This window comes from Bradyrhizobium sp. A5 (assembly GCF_042076515.1).
Lineage (GTDB): Bacteria > Pseudomonadota > Alphaproteobacteria > Rhizobiales > Xanthobacteraceae > Bradyrhizobium > Bradyrhizobium cosmicum.
The window spans coordinates 5672653-5688911 of sequence record NZ_CP148990.1; the positions used below are offsets into that span (position 1 = coordinate 5672653).

At 65.1% G+C, this 16259-nt stretch carries 13 protein-coding genes; 3 read left to right on the top strand and 10 right to left on the bottom strand.

Annotation, left to right across the window (positions count from 1 at the left end; genetic code table 11):
* Positions 1 to 57: 57 nt before the first annotated feature.
* The 7 genes from fdhF to mobB all read right to left on the bottom strand — a co-directional run bounded on the left by fdhF (position 58) and on the right by mobB (position 9220).
* Complete coding sequence (gene fdhF, locus WHZ77_RS26955; protein WP_375310730.1) at positions 58 to 2826, bottom strand: formate dehydrogenase subunit alpha; 2769 nt, start codon at positions 2824 to 2826, stop codon at positions 58 to 60.
* The gene (locus WHZ77_RS26960; protein ID WP_375310731.1) at positions 2823 to 4532 is read right to left on the bottom strand and encodes an NADH-ubiquinone oxidoreductase-F iron-sulfur binding region domain-containing protein; all 1710 of its coding nucleotides are present in this window, start codon (positions 4530 to 4532) and stop codon (positions 2823 to 2825) included. Before WHZ77_RS26960 ends, fdhF begins: the two co-directional genes overlap by 4 nt.
* Positions 4533 to 4777: 245 nt before the next feature.
* Positions 4778 to 5053 carry a hypothetical protein gene (locus WHZ77_RS26965; protein WP_375310732.1) on the bottom strand — a complete coding sequence of 92 codons (276 nt, stop codon included), beginning with the start codon at positions 5051 to 5053 and terminating at the stop codon, positions 4778 to 4780.
* A gap of 91 nt (positions 5054 to 5144) precedes the next feature.
* On the bottom strand, positions 5145 to 6800 hold the full coding sequence (locus WHZ77_RS26970) for an OFA family MFS transporter (protein ID WP_375310733.1): 1656 nt from the start codon (positions 6798 to 6800) through the stop codon (positions 5145 to 5147).
* A 316-nt stretch (positions 6801 to 7116) separates the two neighbouring features.
* Positions 7117 to 7380: a sulfurtransferase TusA family protein gene (locus WHZ77_RS26975; RefSeq protein WP_375310734.1), complete on the bottom strand. Its 264-nt coding sequence runs from the start codon at positions 7378 to 7380 to the stop codon at positions 7117 to 7119.
* Between the two features lie 46 nt (positions 7381 to 7426).
* A complete protein-coding gene (gene glp / locus WHZ77_RS26980) occupies positions 7427 to 8683 on the bottom strand; it encodes a gephyrin-like molybdotransferase Glp (RefSeq protein WP_375310735.1) in 1257 nt (418 codons plus the stop codon).
* Positions 8684 to 8692: 9 nt separating this feature from the next.
* Positions 8693 to 9220, bottom strand: coding sequence for a molybdopterin-guanine dinucleotide biosynthesis protein B (mobB, locus tag WHZ77_RS26985; RefSeq protein ID WP_375310736.1), 528 nt, complete (start codon positions 9218 to 9220; stop codon positions 8693 to 8695).
* Positions 9221 to 9429: 209 nt separating this feature from the next.
* On the opposite strand from mobB, the gene fdhD reads away from it, so the two are divergent.
* A complete protein-coding gene (fdhD, locus tag WHZ77_RS26990) occupies positions 9430 to 10320 on the top strand; it encodes a formate dehydrogenase accessory sulfurtransferase FdhD (RefSeq protein WP_375310737.1) in 891 nt (296 codons plus the stop codon).
* Positions 10301 to 10960, top strand: coding sequence for a molybdenum cofactor guanylyltransferase MobA (gene mobA / locus WHZ77_RS26995; protein ID WP_375310738.1), 660 nt, complete (start codon positions 10301 to 10303; stop codon positions 10958 to 10960). The genes fdhD and mobA overlap by 20 nt, the downstream gene beginning before the upstream one ends.
* Before the next feature lie 36 nt (positions 10961 to 10996).
* Here mobA and WHZ77_RS27000 read toward each other — a convergent pair whose 3' ends face one another.
* The 3 genes from WHZ77_RS27000 to WHZ77_RS27010 are packed head-to-tail and all read right to left on the bottom strand — an operon-like array spanning position 10997 to position 14954.
* Positions 10997 to 12946, bottom strand: coding sequence for a molybdopterin biosynthesis protein (locus tag WHZ77_RS27000; RefSeq protein ID WP_375310739.1), 1950 nt, complete (start codon positions 12944 to 12946; stop codon positions 10997 to 10999).
* 13 nt (positions 12947 to 12959) lie between these two features.
* The gene (locus WHZ77_RS27005) at positions 12960 to 14066 is read right to left on the bottom strand and encodes a molybdopterin-binding protein (RefSeq protein ID WP_375310740.1); all 1107 of its coding nucleotides are present in this window, start codon (positions 14064 to 14066) and stop codon (positions 12960 to 12962) included.
* A gap of 54 nt (positions 14067 to 14120) precedes the next feature.
* Positions 14121 to 14954: a substrate-binding domain-containing protein gene (locus WHZ77_RS27010; RefSeq protein WP_375310741.1), complete on the bottom strand. Its 834-nt coding sequence runs from the start codon at positions 14952 to 14954 to the stop codon at positions 14121 to 14123.
* Positions 14955 to 15343: 389 nt separating this feature from the next.
* Between WHZ77_RS27010 and WHZ77_RS27015 the strand changes: the two genes are divergently transcribed.
* Positions 15344 to 16237: a substrate-binding domain-containing protein gene (locus WHZ77_RS27015; RefSeq protein ID WP_375310742.1), complete on the top strand. Its 894-nt coding sequence runs from the start codon at positions 15344 to 15346 to the stop codon at positions 16235 to 16237.
* Positions 16238 to 16259 lie beyond the last annotated feature (22 nt).

Consider the following 16259-nt stretch of genomic DNA (forward strand, 5'->3'; position numbering starts at 1 on the left):
CGCTCGCAATGACGTTGTGTTTGGCAGCACCAAGCCGCCCAACCAACAAGACGGCTCTTACTCCGCCGCGTCGCGCATTTCCGCGCGCTCCGCCCTGGCCGCGCAGAATTTGAACTCCGGGATTTTGCCGAACGGATCGAGCGCCGGGTTCGTGAGCAGGTTCGCCGCCGCCTCCGCGTAGCAGAACGGCATGAAAACCATGTTCTCCGGCACGTCACGGTCGGAGCGGACCTTGACCTCGACGGCGCCGCGGCGGGTCTCGAGCCGAATGAAATCGCCCGGAGCCAGTTTCTTCCTGTGCATGTCCTTTGGCGACATGAAGGCGACGGCCTCGGGCTCGATCTGGTCCAGCACCTGCGCCCGGCGCGTCATCGAACCGGTATGCCAATGCTCCAGCACGCGGCCGGTGGACAGCACCATCGGATATTCGGCGTCCGGCACTTCGTCCGGCGGGATGACCTTCGCCGGCACGATCTTGCCGCGACCGCTGGCGGTCGGGAAGCCCGTGGTGAAGATGATCTCGTTGCCGGGCACGTCGGGACCGTCGACGGGGTAGGTGACGGCGCCTTCGCGCACCAACCGTTCCCAGGTGATGTTCTTCAGCGACGGCATCAATTGCGCCATCTCGGTGAAGACGTCGCCCGGACCGGCATAATTCCAAGGCAGGCCCATGCGCTTGCCGATCTCCTGGATGATCCAGAGATCCTGGCGGGCATCGCCCGGCGGCTTGACGACCTGGCGCGCGAGCTGCACGCGGCGATCGGTGTTGGTGAACGAGCCTTCCTTTTCGGCAAAGGCCGAGGCCGGCAAAATGACATCGGCGTGGAAGGCGGTCTCGGTGACGAAGAGATCCTGCACCACGAGATGGTCGAGCTTGGCGAGCGCCTGCCGCGCATGTTGAAGATCGGGGTCGGACATCGCGGGGTTTTCACCCTCGATATACATGCCGTTGATTTCGCCGGCATGGATCGCGTTCATGATCTCGACCACGGTCAGGCCGCGGACGGGATCGAGATCCTGGTCCCACATCTTTTCAAAAGCCCCGCGCAAATCGTCGCGGCCGACGGGCTGATAATCCGGCAGGAACATCGGGATCAGGCCGGCGTCGGAGGCGCCCTGCACGTTGTTCTGGCCGCGTAGCGGATGCAGGCCGGTGCCTGGACGGCCAACCTGGCCGGTGATCAGCGCCAGCGCGATCAGGCAGCGCGCATTGTCGGTGCCGTGAACGTGCTGGCTGATGCCCATGCCCCAGAAGATGATCGACGACTTTGCGCGCGCATAGATCCGCGCGACCTCGCGCAGGGTCTGCGCCGGGATGCCGCAGATTGCTTCCATCTTCTCCGGCGTGAACTCCTTGATCTTCTCCTTGAGGTCCTCGAACCCCTCGGTGTAGCCGGCGATGTACTGATCGTCGGTCAGGCCTTCGGTGATGATCGTGTTGATCATCGCGTTCAGCATGGCGACGTCGGAGCCGGGCTTGAACTGCAGATGCTTGGTCGCGTGCCGCGACAGCGTCTGCCGGCGCGGATCCATCACGAACAGTTTCGCGCCATTCTGCTTGACGGCGTTCTTGATAAAGGTCGCGGCGACGGGATGGTTCACGGTCGGGTTGGCGCCGATCACAATGATGACCTCGGCATCCATCGCGGCTGCGAACGGCGCCGACACCGCGCCCGAGCTCAGGCCCTCGAACAGCGCAGCGACCGAGGAGGCGTGACACAGCCGGGTGCAGTGGTCGACATTGTTGGAGCCGAAGCCGGTACGCACCAGCTTCTGGAACAGATAGGCCTCTTCATTGGAACCTTTGGCCGAGCCGAAGCCGGCCAGCGCCTTCACGCCGTTCTCGTCGCGGATCTTGACCAGACCCTTTGCGGCGATGTCCAGCGCTTCTTCCCAGCTCGCTTCGCGGAAATGCGTGAAAGGGTTAGCCGGATCGACCTGGTCGTTGGAATCCTTCTTCGCATTCGGCAGCCGCACCAGCGGCTTGGTCAGCCGATGCGGATGGTGGATGTAGTCGAAGCCGAAGCGGCCCTTGACGCAGAGACGATTGTGATTGGCCGGACCGTCGCGGCCCTCCGCATAGATCACCTTCTCGTCCTTGACCTCGTAGGTGACCTGGCAGCCGACGCCGCAGAACGGGCAGAGCGAGTCGACCTTCCGGTCGGGATAGGTGACACGCGTTTGCTTCTCGTCGAGCATCACGGCCGGCATCAACGCGCCGGTCGGGCAGGCCTGCACGCATTCACCGCAGGCAACGCAGGTGGACTCGCCCATGGGATCGTCGAAGTCGAACACGATCTTCGAGCCATGGTTGCGATAGGCCATGCCAATGACGTCGTTGACCTGAACCTCGCGGCAGGCGCGCACGCAGAGGCCGCACTGGATGCAGGCGTCGAGATTGACGCGCATCGCCGGATGGCTGGCGTCGGTCGCCCAGCGCTCGGCGGCGGGGAAGCGGCTCTCGGTGACGCCTGTCGTCTCGGCCCAATGCCAGAATTTCGAGTCCGGATCGTGCGAGGTCTCGCGCGCCGGCTGGTCGGCGACGAGCAGCTCCATCACCATCTTCTGTGCGGATACTGCGCGCGCGCTCTCGGTTTTCACCTTCATGCCGACCGACGGCGTGCGCTTGCAGGACGCAGCCAGCACGCGCTCACCCTCGATCTCGACCATGCAGGCGCGGCAATTGCCGTCGGGGCGATAATCGGGCGCCGGCGAATAGCACAGATGCGGAATCTCGCGGCCCTGGCGCTTTGCGACCTGCCAGATCGTCTCGCCGGGATTGGCCTCGACCTGCTTGCCGTCGAGTTCGAATGTAACCTTGGTCATTCGGCCGCTTCCTTGAACTCGTCAGGGAAATATTTGATCACGGTGGCCAGCGGATTCGATGCCGCCTGTCCAAGCCCGCAGATCGAGGCGTCGCGCATCGCCTGGCTCAATTCTTCCAGAAGTGCGCGGTTCCAGACCGGCCTCTGCATCAGCAGCGCCGCCTTCTGGGTTCCGACGCGGCACGGCGTGCACTGACCGCAACTCTCGTCCTCGAAGAACTTCATCAGGTTCAGCGCCGCCGCGCGCACGCTGTCCTTCTGCGACAGGATCACGATCGCCGCGGAACCGATGAAGCAGCCGTATTTCTCCAGCGTACCGAAATCGAGCGGGATGTCGTCCATCGACGCCGGCAGGATGCCCCCGGACGCGCCGCCCGGAAGATACGCGTAGAACTGGTGGCCGTCGGCCATGCCATCGCAATATTCGTCGATCAGCTCGCGCACGGTGATGCCGGCGGGTGCCAGCTTCATCCCCGGATTTTTCACGCGCCCCGACACCGAAAAGCTGCGCAGGCCGTGGCGTTCGTGGCGACCGTGGCTGTTCCACCAGTCGGCGCCTTTCTCGACGATGTCGCGCACCCACCACAGCGTCTCGATGTTGTTGATCAGCGTCGGCAGACCGAACAAGCCGGACTGGAAAGGATAAGGCGGCTTGTGCCTGGGCAGACCGCGCTTGCCCTCGATGCTTTCGAGCAGCGAGGATTCCTCGCCGCAGATATAGGCGCCGGCGCCACGACGCATGTGCAGCGTCGGTCCGCCCGCCGGCAACTTTGCGATCTCGCGCTCGAGGATCGCGCGTGCCGCCGGATATTCGTCGCGGATGTAGATGTAGACCTCGGACGCCTCCACGATATGCGCGCCGATCAGGGTGCCTTCGAGAAAACGGTGCGGGTCGCTGTTGAGGTAGAGGCGGTCCTTGAAGGTGCCCGGTTCGCCCTCGTCACCGTTGACCGCCATGAGCCGTGGACCGGGTTCGCCAAGAACCGCGCGCCATTTACGCCCTGTCGGAAAGCCTGCGCCGCCGAGACCGCGCAGGCTGGAATCTTCCAGAGGCTTGAGGATCTCGTCCCGGGTGATCTGCCCCGAGCGCAACCGCGACAGCAGCTTGTATCCGCCGTCCTTCACATAGGCGTCGTAGTCGACATAGGCGGGAAGGTGCGCATGGACGTCGCCGCGCTCTGCCGTGGCCAGCACTTCGGCGGCCGTCGCCTGATGCACGAAATGGTGGCCGACTTCCGCGACCGGCGCTGCGTCGCACAGTCCGACGCAGGGCGCGCGCACCACGCGCATGCCTGGACCGGCGCTGCTCTGCAAATCCTGCAGCAGCTGCTCGCCGCCCAGCATCGCACAGGTGAGGGAATCGCAGACACGGATCGTCAACGGCGGAATGTCTGGCTCGCCTTCCTTCACCACGTCGAAATGCGCGTAGAAGGTCGCGGTCTCGAACACCTCGGCGAAGGCGAGCTTCATCTCATCGGCGAGCGCGGCGAGATGCGCGGCCGAGATCTGGTGGTACTTGTCCTGGATCAGGTGCAGATATTCGATCAGCAGGTCGCGCCGCCGTGGTCTGTCGCCGAGCAGTTGCTCGATCTCGTGGGCCGCGGTCGGGTCGACCTGCCGCCCCTTGGGCGTGGCCTTGGCGCGCCGGCGCCCTTCGCCCGGATGTTCGAATTCCCTGACCTTGTGAACGTCGTCGTTGCTGTTCATGGAAACGTCGCGTTCTCCTCAAAACAGATGCAGTCCAGCGGAACCGCCCTCATCTTCCGGGGCGCACTTCCAAGCCTGATCATCGGAAACGGCATTGCCTCCGTCCCTCAGATCAACTCTCGATCGACACGACTCTAGTCTCTGGCATGCCAGATGCAAGAAAATTTAGAACGTCTCTATAGTGATTTAGGGGCAGGCGGTCGTACCACCACGCGCCTTCACGCAAAAACAAACGGAACCCGATGTCAGGTCTTGCCCATGCACTCTTCGATGTGGAACCAGCGGTCGTCGCCGGTGAGACCCTTGGACTTCACGTCGGCCCGGCAAGCTTTCAGCTTCGGCTTGTTGGCCGACCACTTCGCCTTCATGTCCTTCAGCTTCTGCATCGTCAGCTTCACCTTGCCCGGCTTGGCGTCGGTCGTCGCCACAGTTGCCGTCGGTGTTGCCGCGGTTTGCGCGGAGGCGGCATGAAGGCCGGCCACGAGCAACACGGCAGCAAGGCTAATTCGGGTGCGAACCATGAGATCCCCCTTAATCCATTCTTGATCAATTTTGAAAGACGAACGCCGCGGGACGCTGGTCATCAACATCCCGCGGCAATGTGAACTGCAGTCAGAATATCTTGACCGCGCTCTCCAGAGTCTTCCAGACGCCCCAGAGCAGAGGAATGCCGACGAAGGCCCAGAACAGAGCAGCCTTGGCGTCAAGCCCGCCAAATCCGATGCCGTAGGAGCCGTGCGGTCCCGCCGCAGCGGCGCTGGCGCTCGCCGCCTGCAACTTGGCAACATCGGCCTCCTTCATATGCCACTTCGCATCGACCGGCTTGATCAAATAGTTGCAGATCAGGCCCGCGATCAGCATCGCGCACAGGATGTACATGGTGGTGTTGTAGAGCTGGTCGCGCGGCACGCCGGCCGCGAGCTGGAACTCGCGGATGTAGTTGACCACGACGGGGCCGATGATGCCCGCGGTCGACCACGCCGTCAGCAGCCTTCCGTGGATGGCGCCGACGAACTGGGTCCCGAACATGTCGGCGAGATAGGCCGGCACGGTCGAGAAGCCGCCGCCATACATCGACAGGATGATGCCGAAGCCGAGCACGAACAGGAGCTTCGAGCCCATCGCCGCGAAGGTCGGCGCCAGTGCGTAGAGCACGATGCCGAGGATGAAGAAGGTGTAGTAGGTGTTCTTGCGTCCGATCTTGTCCGACAGCGACGCCCAGAAGAAGCGGCCGCCGATGTTGAACAACGACAGCAATCCGGCAAAGCCCGCGGCGATCGCCGCGATCTGCGCCTTCTGCCCTGCATCGAGCGCGTTGAAGCCGACGTCCGGCAGGCCGATCAGCTTGCCGGCGAAGATCTCCTGGAGCATGGGCGAGGCCATGCCGATCACGCCGATGCCGGCCGACACGTTCAGGCAGAGCACCCACCAGATCAGCCAGAACTGCGGCGTCTTGTGCGCATCGTTGAGATGGACGTTGGCCTTCGAGATCATCGCGTTGGCCCTGGACGGCGGGGTCCAGCCCTCGGGCTGCCAGCCGGGCGGCGGCAAGCGATAGCGGAACGCGCCGATCATCATGAACACGAAGTAGATGACGCCCAACGCGACGAAAGTCTCCCAGACACCGACCGAGGTCGGGGTCTTGAAGTAGTTCATCAGCAGGTTCGCAAGCGGCGCGCCGATCATGGCGCCACCGCCGAAGCCCATGATGGCCATGCCGGTCGCCATGCCGCGGCGATCCGGAAACCATTTCACCAGCGTCGACACCGGCGAGATGTAGCCGAGGCCGAGACCGATGCCGCCGATCACGCCCGAGCCCAGCCACAACAGCCAGAGCTGATGGGTGTAGACCCCGATCGCCCCGAGGAAGAGACCGCCGCACCAGCACAGCGCCGAGACGAAGCCAGCCTTGCGCGGGCCGACGCGCTCCAGCCAGCCGCCCCAGACCGCGGCCGCGATACCGAGCAAGACGAAGAACAGCGTGTACATCCACCCCATGCTGGCGACCTTCCAGTCGCAGCTGGTCGTGAACAGTTCCTGGAACAACGAAATATCCCCGCAGGCCTTCGGCGCGTTCAGACCGATCGCGCGCGACAGCGGCAGCCAGAACACCGAGAAGCCGTAGGCCATGCCGATGCAGAGATGGATACACAGCGCCGCCGGCGGCACCAGCCAGCGGTTGAAGCCGGCGGTCGCGATGGTCCGCTCGCGATCAAGGAAACCTGCGCCAGCACCCGAAAGTGCTCCAGCGCTCTCAATTGTAGCCATGCATTCCTCCCCTGCAGCCGCCCTTCTGAGCAGCCTGCCACTACTATCCTGGTCCTCAGCCCTTGCAGTGCAGCCGTCGTCCCTGCTGCTCCGCACAGTCACCCGACGCGCGCCAGGATCATCACGCGCGTTCGAAACGTTAACCCCTCGAGCGGGGCTCTATGCCCGATACGACGTGCAGGCTTCATGCGTGGCCCGTTGTTCCGCGTATCGCAGACAAGACTCAACCTCCGCGCTTGCACGGAGAAAGTCAATCTGGGCAGAAGCTGTGTTCGATGTCGATAGACAAAAGGTCGGTATCAGCAAGGTAACGCGCTCACGGATGCAGCGCACCATTGGCTCGCTCTATCGAGTCATTCGCTTTTTCTATCAAGAACACGATGCGCGCGTCGTTGCGCTCGGTGATCTCCACCGTATCGCCCGTCTCCCGGATCAGGTTCGGAATATCGATCACCGACAAGGGATCAGTGCAGTGCACTTCGAGTTGGTCGCCGGGCTGCAATGGTTTCAGCGCCTTGCGCGTCTTCAAGGCCGGAAGCGGGCACTTGAGCCCGGTGAGATCAAGCGTTGTCCTGGTCATGGTCGCAACATGGCGGGCTGGGTCGATGGCGTCAACGCAAGGGGCTTCAGAGCAGGTCCGCATAGGACAAGAAACCTACACTCTGTCCGGGCTCGACGCGCGTGATGTCTTCGCCGAGCTCGACAAGGCCATCAGTCTCGACCAGCGATGACAACAGCCCGGCCCCCTCGCGCGGGAACTTGACCGCTTCCAAGGCGCCGTCCTCTCCACGTCGCAAGGTGGCGCGAACATATTCGCGGCGGCCGATCTTCTTGCCGTAGGCGAAGGCCGCGCGGATCGGGATCGGCAACAGCGGCTCGGGCAGACCACCCGCAAGCGCCAGCACGGTCGGTCGCACCACGTGGACGAAGGTGACAAAGCTCGCGACGGGATTGCCGGGCAGGCCGATCAGCGGCGTGCCGTCGATGATGCCCATCGCCACGGGGCGGCCGGGCTTGATCGCCATCCGCCACAGCACCAGCGATCCGATGCTCTCCACCGCCGCCTTGACGTGGTCCTCCTCGCCGGTCGAGACGCCGCCGGTGGTGAGGATCAGGTCATGACTGCCGGCAACCTGCTTCAAGCCGTCCGCAAGCGAGGTCCGCTCGTCGCGCAAAATGCCGAGATCGCTCACCTCGCAGCCGAGCCGGCGCAGCATCGCCATCAGCATGAAGCGGTTGGAATCGTAGAGCTGGGACGGCGCGCGCGGCTCGCCGGGCGACGCCAGTTCGTCGCCGGTCGAGAACACCGCAACGCGGATGCGCCTGACGACGTCGAGCCTGGTCAGGCCGAACGCCGCCGTGAGCGCAACATGCTGCGGCAGCAAGCGCTGGCCGGCGCGCAGCGCCACGTGTCCTTCCGGAATGTCCTCCCCGGCAGGACGGACATTGGCACCCCGCTTCAGCCCCGCCGGCAGCACGATGCTGCCGGCGTCGTCGATGCGGACATCCTCCTGCATGAAGACGGTTTCGGCTTCCGGGGGCATCGGCGCGCCCGTGAAGATGCGCGCGGTGTGACCGGCCTTGATCGGCGCTTGCGCAGAGCCGCCGGCCTGGATGCGACCGTCGAGCGGGAGTGCCCGCTCCTCTTGTTGCGGAAGGTCCGCGTCGCGCACGGCATAGCCGTCGACAGCGGAGTTAGTGAAGGGCGGCAGCGGCAGCGGCGCCGCGATATCGTGCGCCAGCACGCGTCCGTCGGCATCGACAAGCGCCACGGTCTCGATATCGGCGATCGCATTGACGCGCGCCGTGATCAGGCCAACGGCCTCGTCGACCGACATCATCGGTCCGCCGAAGGCAAAGCAATCGTCCGACAGTTGCGCCATGGTGCCTCGTCAGCGCAGTGCAGCGCTCTTCGCGACCGCGTCCTCGACCGGCATGGCCGCGCGCAGCAGCAGTGCCGCAGCGGCCTCGATGTCATCGAGATGGACCGTCGGCAGCCGCGTTTCAATGGCGGTGTCGGTCGCGATTCCGACAATCCCGGGATCGTCGGGAAACAGTAGGGGCTTGTCGTTGCTGGCGCGATGCACCTCGATCTTGCGATGCGGCTCGCGCTTGAAACCTTCGACCACGACGAGATCGACGGCGGACAGCTTGCTCAGGAGTTCCGGCAGCCGCGGCTCCGCCGCTCCGCGCAATTCGTGCATCAGCGCCCAGCGGTTTGACGAAGCGACCAGCACCTCGGCTGCTCCGGCCTCGCGATGGCGCCAGGAATCCTTGCCGGGCACGTCGACGTCGAACTGGTGATGCGCATGCTTGATGACGGAGACGCGCAAGCCTTGCGCCTTGAAATGCGGGATCAGCCGCGTCAACAGCGTGGTCTTGCCCGCACCGCTCCAGCCCGCAAGGCCGATGACTTTCATGACCGTTCGCTCTCCGCCAACGGCTCGCCGGCCGATGGAACCGCTATCCCCTCCCCGTCATTGCGAGCGCAGCAACGCAATCCAGACTGCCAGCGCGGATATAATTCTGGATTGCTTGGCTGCGCTCGCAATGACGAACCGAGGCATTTCACCCATTCCCCGCCATGCTTATATCGGCTTGACCCGAATGTCATGCTAACGTCGCGGCCATGATGAAGATCGACAAAGCCCCGGTGCCCCTGATCCTCCCGAATCCTGACGACCCGCGCTTGACTCAGAGCGTGACCGGGACCGACCAGTCCGGCGCCAGGGTCGAGATCAAGGTGCCGATGGAGCGCCCGCTGACGCTTTACCTGAACGCCCAGGAGATCGTCACCATGATGACGATCGGCGACTATCCCGAATATCTGGCGCTCGGCTATCTGCTGAACCAGAACATGCTGAAATATAATGACGCGGTCACCGAGGTTGAATACGACGACGATCTCCAGGTGGTCGTGGTGCGCACCGAGCACCACACCAATTTCGAAGCCAAGCTGAAGAAGCGCACCCAGACCTCGGGCTGCGCTCAAGGCACCGCGTTCGGCGACCTGCTCGAAGCGGTCGAGAGCGTCGCGTTGCCGAAGGCCGAGCTGCGCACCTCCTGGCTCTACCAGATGACACAGACCATCAACACCATGCCGTCGCTCTATCTGGAGGCCGGCGCGATCCATGGCTGCGTACTGTGCAAGGAGGGCGAGCCGCTCTGCTACACCGAGGATGTCGGCCGCCACAACGCCGTCGACAAGATCGCAGGATGGATGTACCGCCACGGTGTCGATCCGTCCGACAAAATTCTCTACACGACAGGGCGACTCACCTCCGAGATGGTGATCAAGACGGTGCGCATGGGCATTCCGATTCTGGTGTCGCGCTCCGGCTTCACCGCCTGGGGCGTCGATCTGGCGCGGCAGGTCGGCCTGACATTGGTCGGCCGCGCGCGCGGCAAGCGCTTCATCGCACTCGCGGGCGAAGAACGCATCGTCTACGACCAGAACCTCGCCTACGTCGAGGAAGAATCGTCGAAGCACAAGCGTAAGGGTGAAGGTGGTGACGACTAGCATTCCGGCAACGGGCATTCCGTCAACTCTTGGCGTACTGCTCGCCGGCGGCCTCGCGCGCCGCATGGGCGGCGGCGACAAGCCGATGCGTACCATTGGCGACCGCACCATCCTGGAGCGCGTGATCGCGCGCCTTTCGCCCCAGTGCAGCGGATTGATCCTCAATGCCAATGGCGATCCCGCGCGTTTCGCCGTGTTCGGTTTGCAGGTCATCGCCGACGACGTGCCCGGCTTTCCCGGCCCGCTTGCCGGCATCCTCGCCGCGCTCGACTGGACCGCGGCAAACCGGCCGGAGATCGAATGGGTGCTCAGCGCCGCCGGCGACTGCCCGTTCCTGCCGCGCGATCTCGTTGCACGCCTGCATGAAGCACGGGAACGAGAAAATGCGCAGCTTGCGGTCGCCGCATCCGGCGACCAGACGCATCCGGTGATCGGGTTGTGGCGCGTCGCCTTGCGCAATGAGCTGCGCCACGCGCTGGTGGTCAAGGACATCCGCAAGATCGACCGCTGGACCGCACGCTACCCGCTCGCGACGGTGACGTGGTCGACCGAGCCGCTCGATCCGTTCTTCAATGCCAACACGGTCGAGGATATCACCGAGGCTGAAAGGCTCGCGGCGCTGGATGCGGCTTCTCAATAGAAGCTGCGGACTCTGAAACACCGCGTCACCGCATGTCTAAGCGGGCCTGAAGCCAGCTCGTTCCAGCGCCGTACGCGCTTCGTCCGAGCCGAGTGCGTCGAGGAAAGCCTGCACCGCCGGTCGCTGCTTGCGTGCCGTCACAAGCGCGAAATCATAATGCTCTTCCGCGAACGGAATGAAACCGAGGCCGACCGCATCGGCGACCGGCTCAATGGTCATGCCCCAGTCGGCGCGATGTTGCGCGACGGCCGCGGCCACCGCGTTGTGCGAACGCGGCTGGTTCCAGTAACCCTCCGGGCGCGCACCGCCGAGCAGCCGGTCGATCAGGATGCGCGTGCCGGCGCCCTGGTTGCGGTTGACCATGATGCAGGCGGGATCCGCGAGCGCGGCGGCGACCGCTTCCTTCGCGCCAAGACCCTCAAAACGCATGTCGCCTTTGCGGAAGACGATGCCCTGCATCCGCCGCCAGCCCGGGACGAGCTCGATACCGTCGACGAGGTAAGGCGTGTTGTAGGTCTCGCTCTTGTCGTCGAACAGATGGATCGGCGCGAGGTCGCATTCGCCGCGCTTGGCTGCCGCAAGTCCCCCGAGGCTGCCGACAGCGATCGATCGCACGGTCAGTCCGGCATGCGCGAGCTGCGCGGTGACGAGATCGAGGCCGGTGCAATGGCTGCCGACGATGACGAGATCTGGCACCCGCACATGCGGCGCGAACAGCGTCACCTCGGCGTCGGTCCCCGCCGGCATCTGGTCGGCCAGAGCATCGATGCGTAGAAAACCATCGGCTTGCGCGAAGGACGTGATCGCGCCAGAGCCCTTGCCGGAGGGATAGGCAATCAGGCCGTCCCTACCCTCGACCAGCGAGACCATGACGAACTCGGTGCGGCCGAGTTCGGAAGAAATGCGCACCGGCACTGTCACGTTCACCCTGGCATCGGAGCGCGCCGGCAGTCCGGCCATCCTGCGCAGCACCGGCACGATCATATCGTGGAAGGTGAACATCGCCGAGGTCGGAAAGCCCGGCAGGATCACCACCGGCTTGCCGTCGCACACAGCAAGGCACAGCGGCTTGCCGGGCTTGAGCGCAACGCCATGCGCGATGATGCCGGGCTGGCCGAGCCGGCCGATGATGCGATGGGACAGGTCGCCGGCGCCTTTCGACGTGCCGCCCGACAGCACCAGCATGTCCGCGTCCGACAATGCACGCCGCATGGCGGCTTCGAGCTTTGCTTCATCGTCGGGAATGGCGCCGAAGAAGATCGCCTCGCCGCCGTTCTCGTCGATCGCCGCTGCGACGATCGCACCGTTGGTGTCGTAGATCGCGGCAGGCGCGAGCGCCTCGCCGGGCTGAACCAATTCGTCGCCAGTGGAGATCACGGCAACCCGCGGCTTGCGCGCGACATTCACCTCGGCAATACCGCAGGCCGCCAGCATGCCGATCTCGCGCGATCCGATGATCGTGCCGGCGCGCAGCAGCGCCTCGCCGCGCGCGATGTCGGAACCTGCATAGGAGACGAATTGCCCGGGAGACGCGGCCCGACGGACCTCGATCGCATCCGGGCCGGCCGGCTGGGTGTGCTCGACCATGACCACGGCGTCGGCGCCGCGCGGCAAAGGACCGCCGGTGGCGATCGGCGTTGCGGTTCCTGCCACGACTTGCAGCGTGGGGGCGATTCCGCAGTGGATGGTCTCACCGTTCACTGCGAGACGCACCGGCGTGCCTTCGCCAGCCGCGGCAAGATCGGCCGAGCGGACGGCAAAACCATCGACATTGGAACGGTCGAACGGGGGGACGTCGACCGGCGCTGTGATGTCTTCGGCGAGCGCCGCGCCGAGCGCATCAGCCAGCTTGCGCGCTTCGCTGGGGATCGCGCGCGGGAACAGCGCAGTTTCAAAACGAGCCAGCGCATCCTCGCGCGAGAGAATCTTGAGGAACTGCTCCTGCTCGAGCCTGCTGCTGTCTGGCGTTTGCGGGATCATCGTCATGCCGGAACCCATATCATTCCGGCATGAGATAAGCATCGACCGGCGCGCCCGCCGCAAACCCCTCGTGGCTGGCGGGAATGAGCAGCCATGCATCCGCACGGGCGATCGCCTGAAGCGACCATTCGCCGACCGCAAGCGGCAGCCATGCCTGATGTTCCCTGACCAGCAGAGCGATTTCGGCGATGCCGACACTGGATGCGATTTTTCGCGCGAGCGGCAGGGTCATTTGCCGGCGCGGGTGCCGTCCCGACAGACGATCGACGAGCGGAAGCACGAGCACAAACCAGGCCGCGAGCGCATGATCCGGCGAGCCGGGCAAGGCGACGACGGGAACTCTCCCGACCCGCGCCACAGCGGCGGTGCGTCCTGGCAGGAGCGCAAGGCCGTGGGCGAGCACAGCGCCGTGCTGAGCCAGCGCGGCGACAGCATAGTCCCGGCGGCCGACGCCGCTGCCGCCGATCGTCACGACGAGATCGCAGGCGGAATCGCGGAGCGCCTCTGCGATCGATGCCACGTCGCGCGCGGCGGCTTCGCGCATCTGCACTTCCAGCCCCGCGGCGCGCGCGGTCTCCGCGATCAGATGCATGGTCGCCGTCGCTCCCGGCACGTTGACGATGCGCAGCCGGGGACGCCGCACGCTGAGCTTTTCGACACCGGCCACACGGGCGAGCAGCAGAGCAGCCGGACTGACCGGACACCCCTCTGCCGCAGCGGGGGCGTGTTCTCCGATATCACTGCCGGCGCGACGGACGCCCTGCCCCGGCCCGCCCTCCGCCAGTACCTGCATCAGCGGCCCGGATGCATCCACTGCGTCGGCATCAAGGACACAATCACATCCGACCGGCATGGCATCGCCAGCCTCGACCCATGCCGGGGCCTCCGTCAGCGACAGCGGCGAATAGGCAGAGGCACCGACGAGATCGGTGGCGCGCAATGCCCAGCCATCGGCGGCGGCAATGTCACGAGGCGGACAGGCCGCCATCAGTGGCGCGCCTGCAGCAATGCAGCCGGCGGCCTCGGCCAGCGAGAGCTCCACCGATGCGACCGGTTCAACGTCTCGCAGCAACGCGGCGAGCGTGGCGTCGAGCGGCGTGAGCGAGGACGGCAGGCGTTGGGTCATGCGCCATGATGGACCACGCATCGCCCGGTTTGGCAACCGCAGGTCATGCCGGGATCAACCGCCCGACTTGCCCGCATTGGGGAAGAACAATTGCTGTCCGTCGACCTTGTATCCGGCGATCGCCATCTGCCCCTCCGGCGAGGTGAGCCAGTCGACGAAAGTCTGTCCCAGCTCCTTCTTCACGTTCGCGAATTTTTCCGGGTTCACCAGCATCACGCCGTATTGGTTGAGCAGCCGCTTGTCGCCTTCGACGACGATGTCGAGATCGCCACGCTCCCTGAAGGCGATCCAGCTGCCGCGGTCGGACAGCACGTAGGCATTCGCCTTGCGCGCCGCCTCGAGCGCCGCGGCCATGCCCGGCGCGGCCTCGCGATACCAGGCGCCCTTGGCGGCGGGCATGTCGATGCCCGCAACGATCCAGAGCGAGAGCTCCGCGGCATGGGTGGCCGAGCGATCACCGCGTGTCACGAACGGCGCGCCCCTGGCCTCGATCGCCTTCAGCGCGGTCGCGATGTCCTTGCCCTTGACGCCGGCAGGATCGTTCTTCGGTCCGATCAGCACATAGTCGTTGTACATCACGTCGAGACGATTCACGCCGAAACCGTCGGCGACGAATTTCTCCTCCTGCGGCCGCGCGTGCATCAGCACGACATCGGCCTCGCCCCTGCGCGCCCCGTCGAGCACCTCGTCGGCGCGACGCGCGATCACCGTCACATCGATGCCGGTCTTGTTGCGAAAGATGGGCAGGAGATAATCAAGCAGACCGGACTCCTGCGTCGACGTGGTCGATGCCAGGACAATCGCGCGGTCCTGCGCGGACGACGCAGCAATGCCGGCGGCGAGACCACAGAGAAGCGCCAATGCAACGAACAGGCGGCGTACGGCCATGAGCGGGTTCCCTTGAATCCGGCGCGATCATGATGATCGATTACGCCGCACTCATGACGAATTGCCTGCTGGCAGCGCGATGCGACAACAAGAGATAGAGTGGAAACATAACCACCACCAACAGCAGGTTTCGCGGTGCGTCCCGCGCATCGCGTGGAGGTGCCGCACTCGGGAAAGTTCGGCAACGCATCGGCGCTCATATCGAGCGATCGCAAGGCTCACACCATTGGAGCGCCGCAGATTGTAAACCCAATGCGAAATCGCTGGTCAGCATGTGTTGCAAAGCAGCGAGATGATCAGGCATGGTTCGCGCGGACTGAAATGGAACTGCAGAATTCCACCTGCGACGAACGTCCAAAAAGAAGCAAGAATTTGCATAGGAATGCAGGATGGAATTCCTGACGACGAGTGAAGCGGCTGACTATCTCCGACTGGGCGAACGCAAGCTCTACGAACTCGTGACGACCGGCGCGATCCCCTGCACGAAGGTGACCGGAAAGTGGCTCTTCCCCCGCCACGAGCTCGACCTCTGGGTGCTGTCGGGACTGGCGCGTCCGGCCGGTATGCTGACCGCGGAGCCGCCGCCGGTGGTGGGCGGCAGCCAGGACGAGCTGCTGGATTGGAGCCTGCGCGAATCCGGCTCGGGCCTGGGATCGATGAGCGAAGGCAGCGCGCGCGGGCTCGAGCGGCTGCAGCGCAACGAGGTGATGGCGGTCGCGGTGCACTTCCACAGCCTCGACGCCGACGGCAATCTTGCCTCCAACGCCAGCGCGACGGCGCTGCGTGACGCGCCGGACCTGCATGATGCGGTGCTGGTCGCGTTCGTGCGCCGCGAGCAGGGCCTCGTGCTGCCGCCGGGCAATCCCAAACGGCTGCGCGGCCTCGCCGACGTGCTCGCGCTCGGCGCGCGGATGGCGATGCGGCAACAGGGTACGGGCGCGCAGATGCTGCTCGACGTGCTGCTGAAGCGCGCCGGCGCCTCGACGCGCGATCTGCGCCGGATCGAGACACCGGCCCTCACCGGACCGGATCTCGCCGAAGTGGTCCGCGCCGGACAGGCCGATTGCGGCGTGGCGACGCGCGCGGCGGCGCGCTCGGCCGGGCTCGATTTCGTGCCGCTGGTCTGGGAGAATCTGGACCTCGCGATGCGGCAGCGCAGCTATTTCCGCCCCGCCATGCAGGCCCTGATCCGGTTCCTCAGCGAAAGACGGCTGCGGCAGCGCGCCGAGGAGCTGACCGGCTACGATCCCTCGCCCGCGGGGCAGATCCGCTTCGCGGCCTGACATTGACGCCCACCCCTCAATA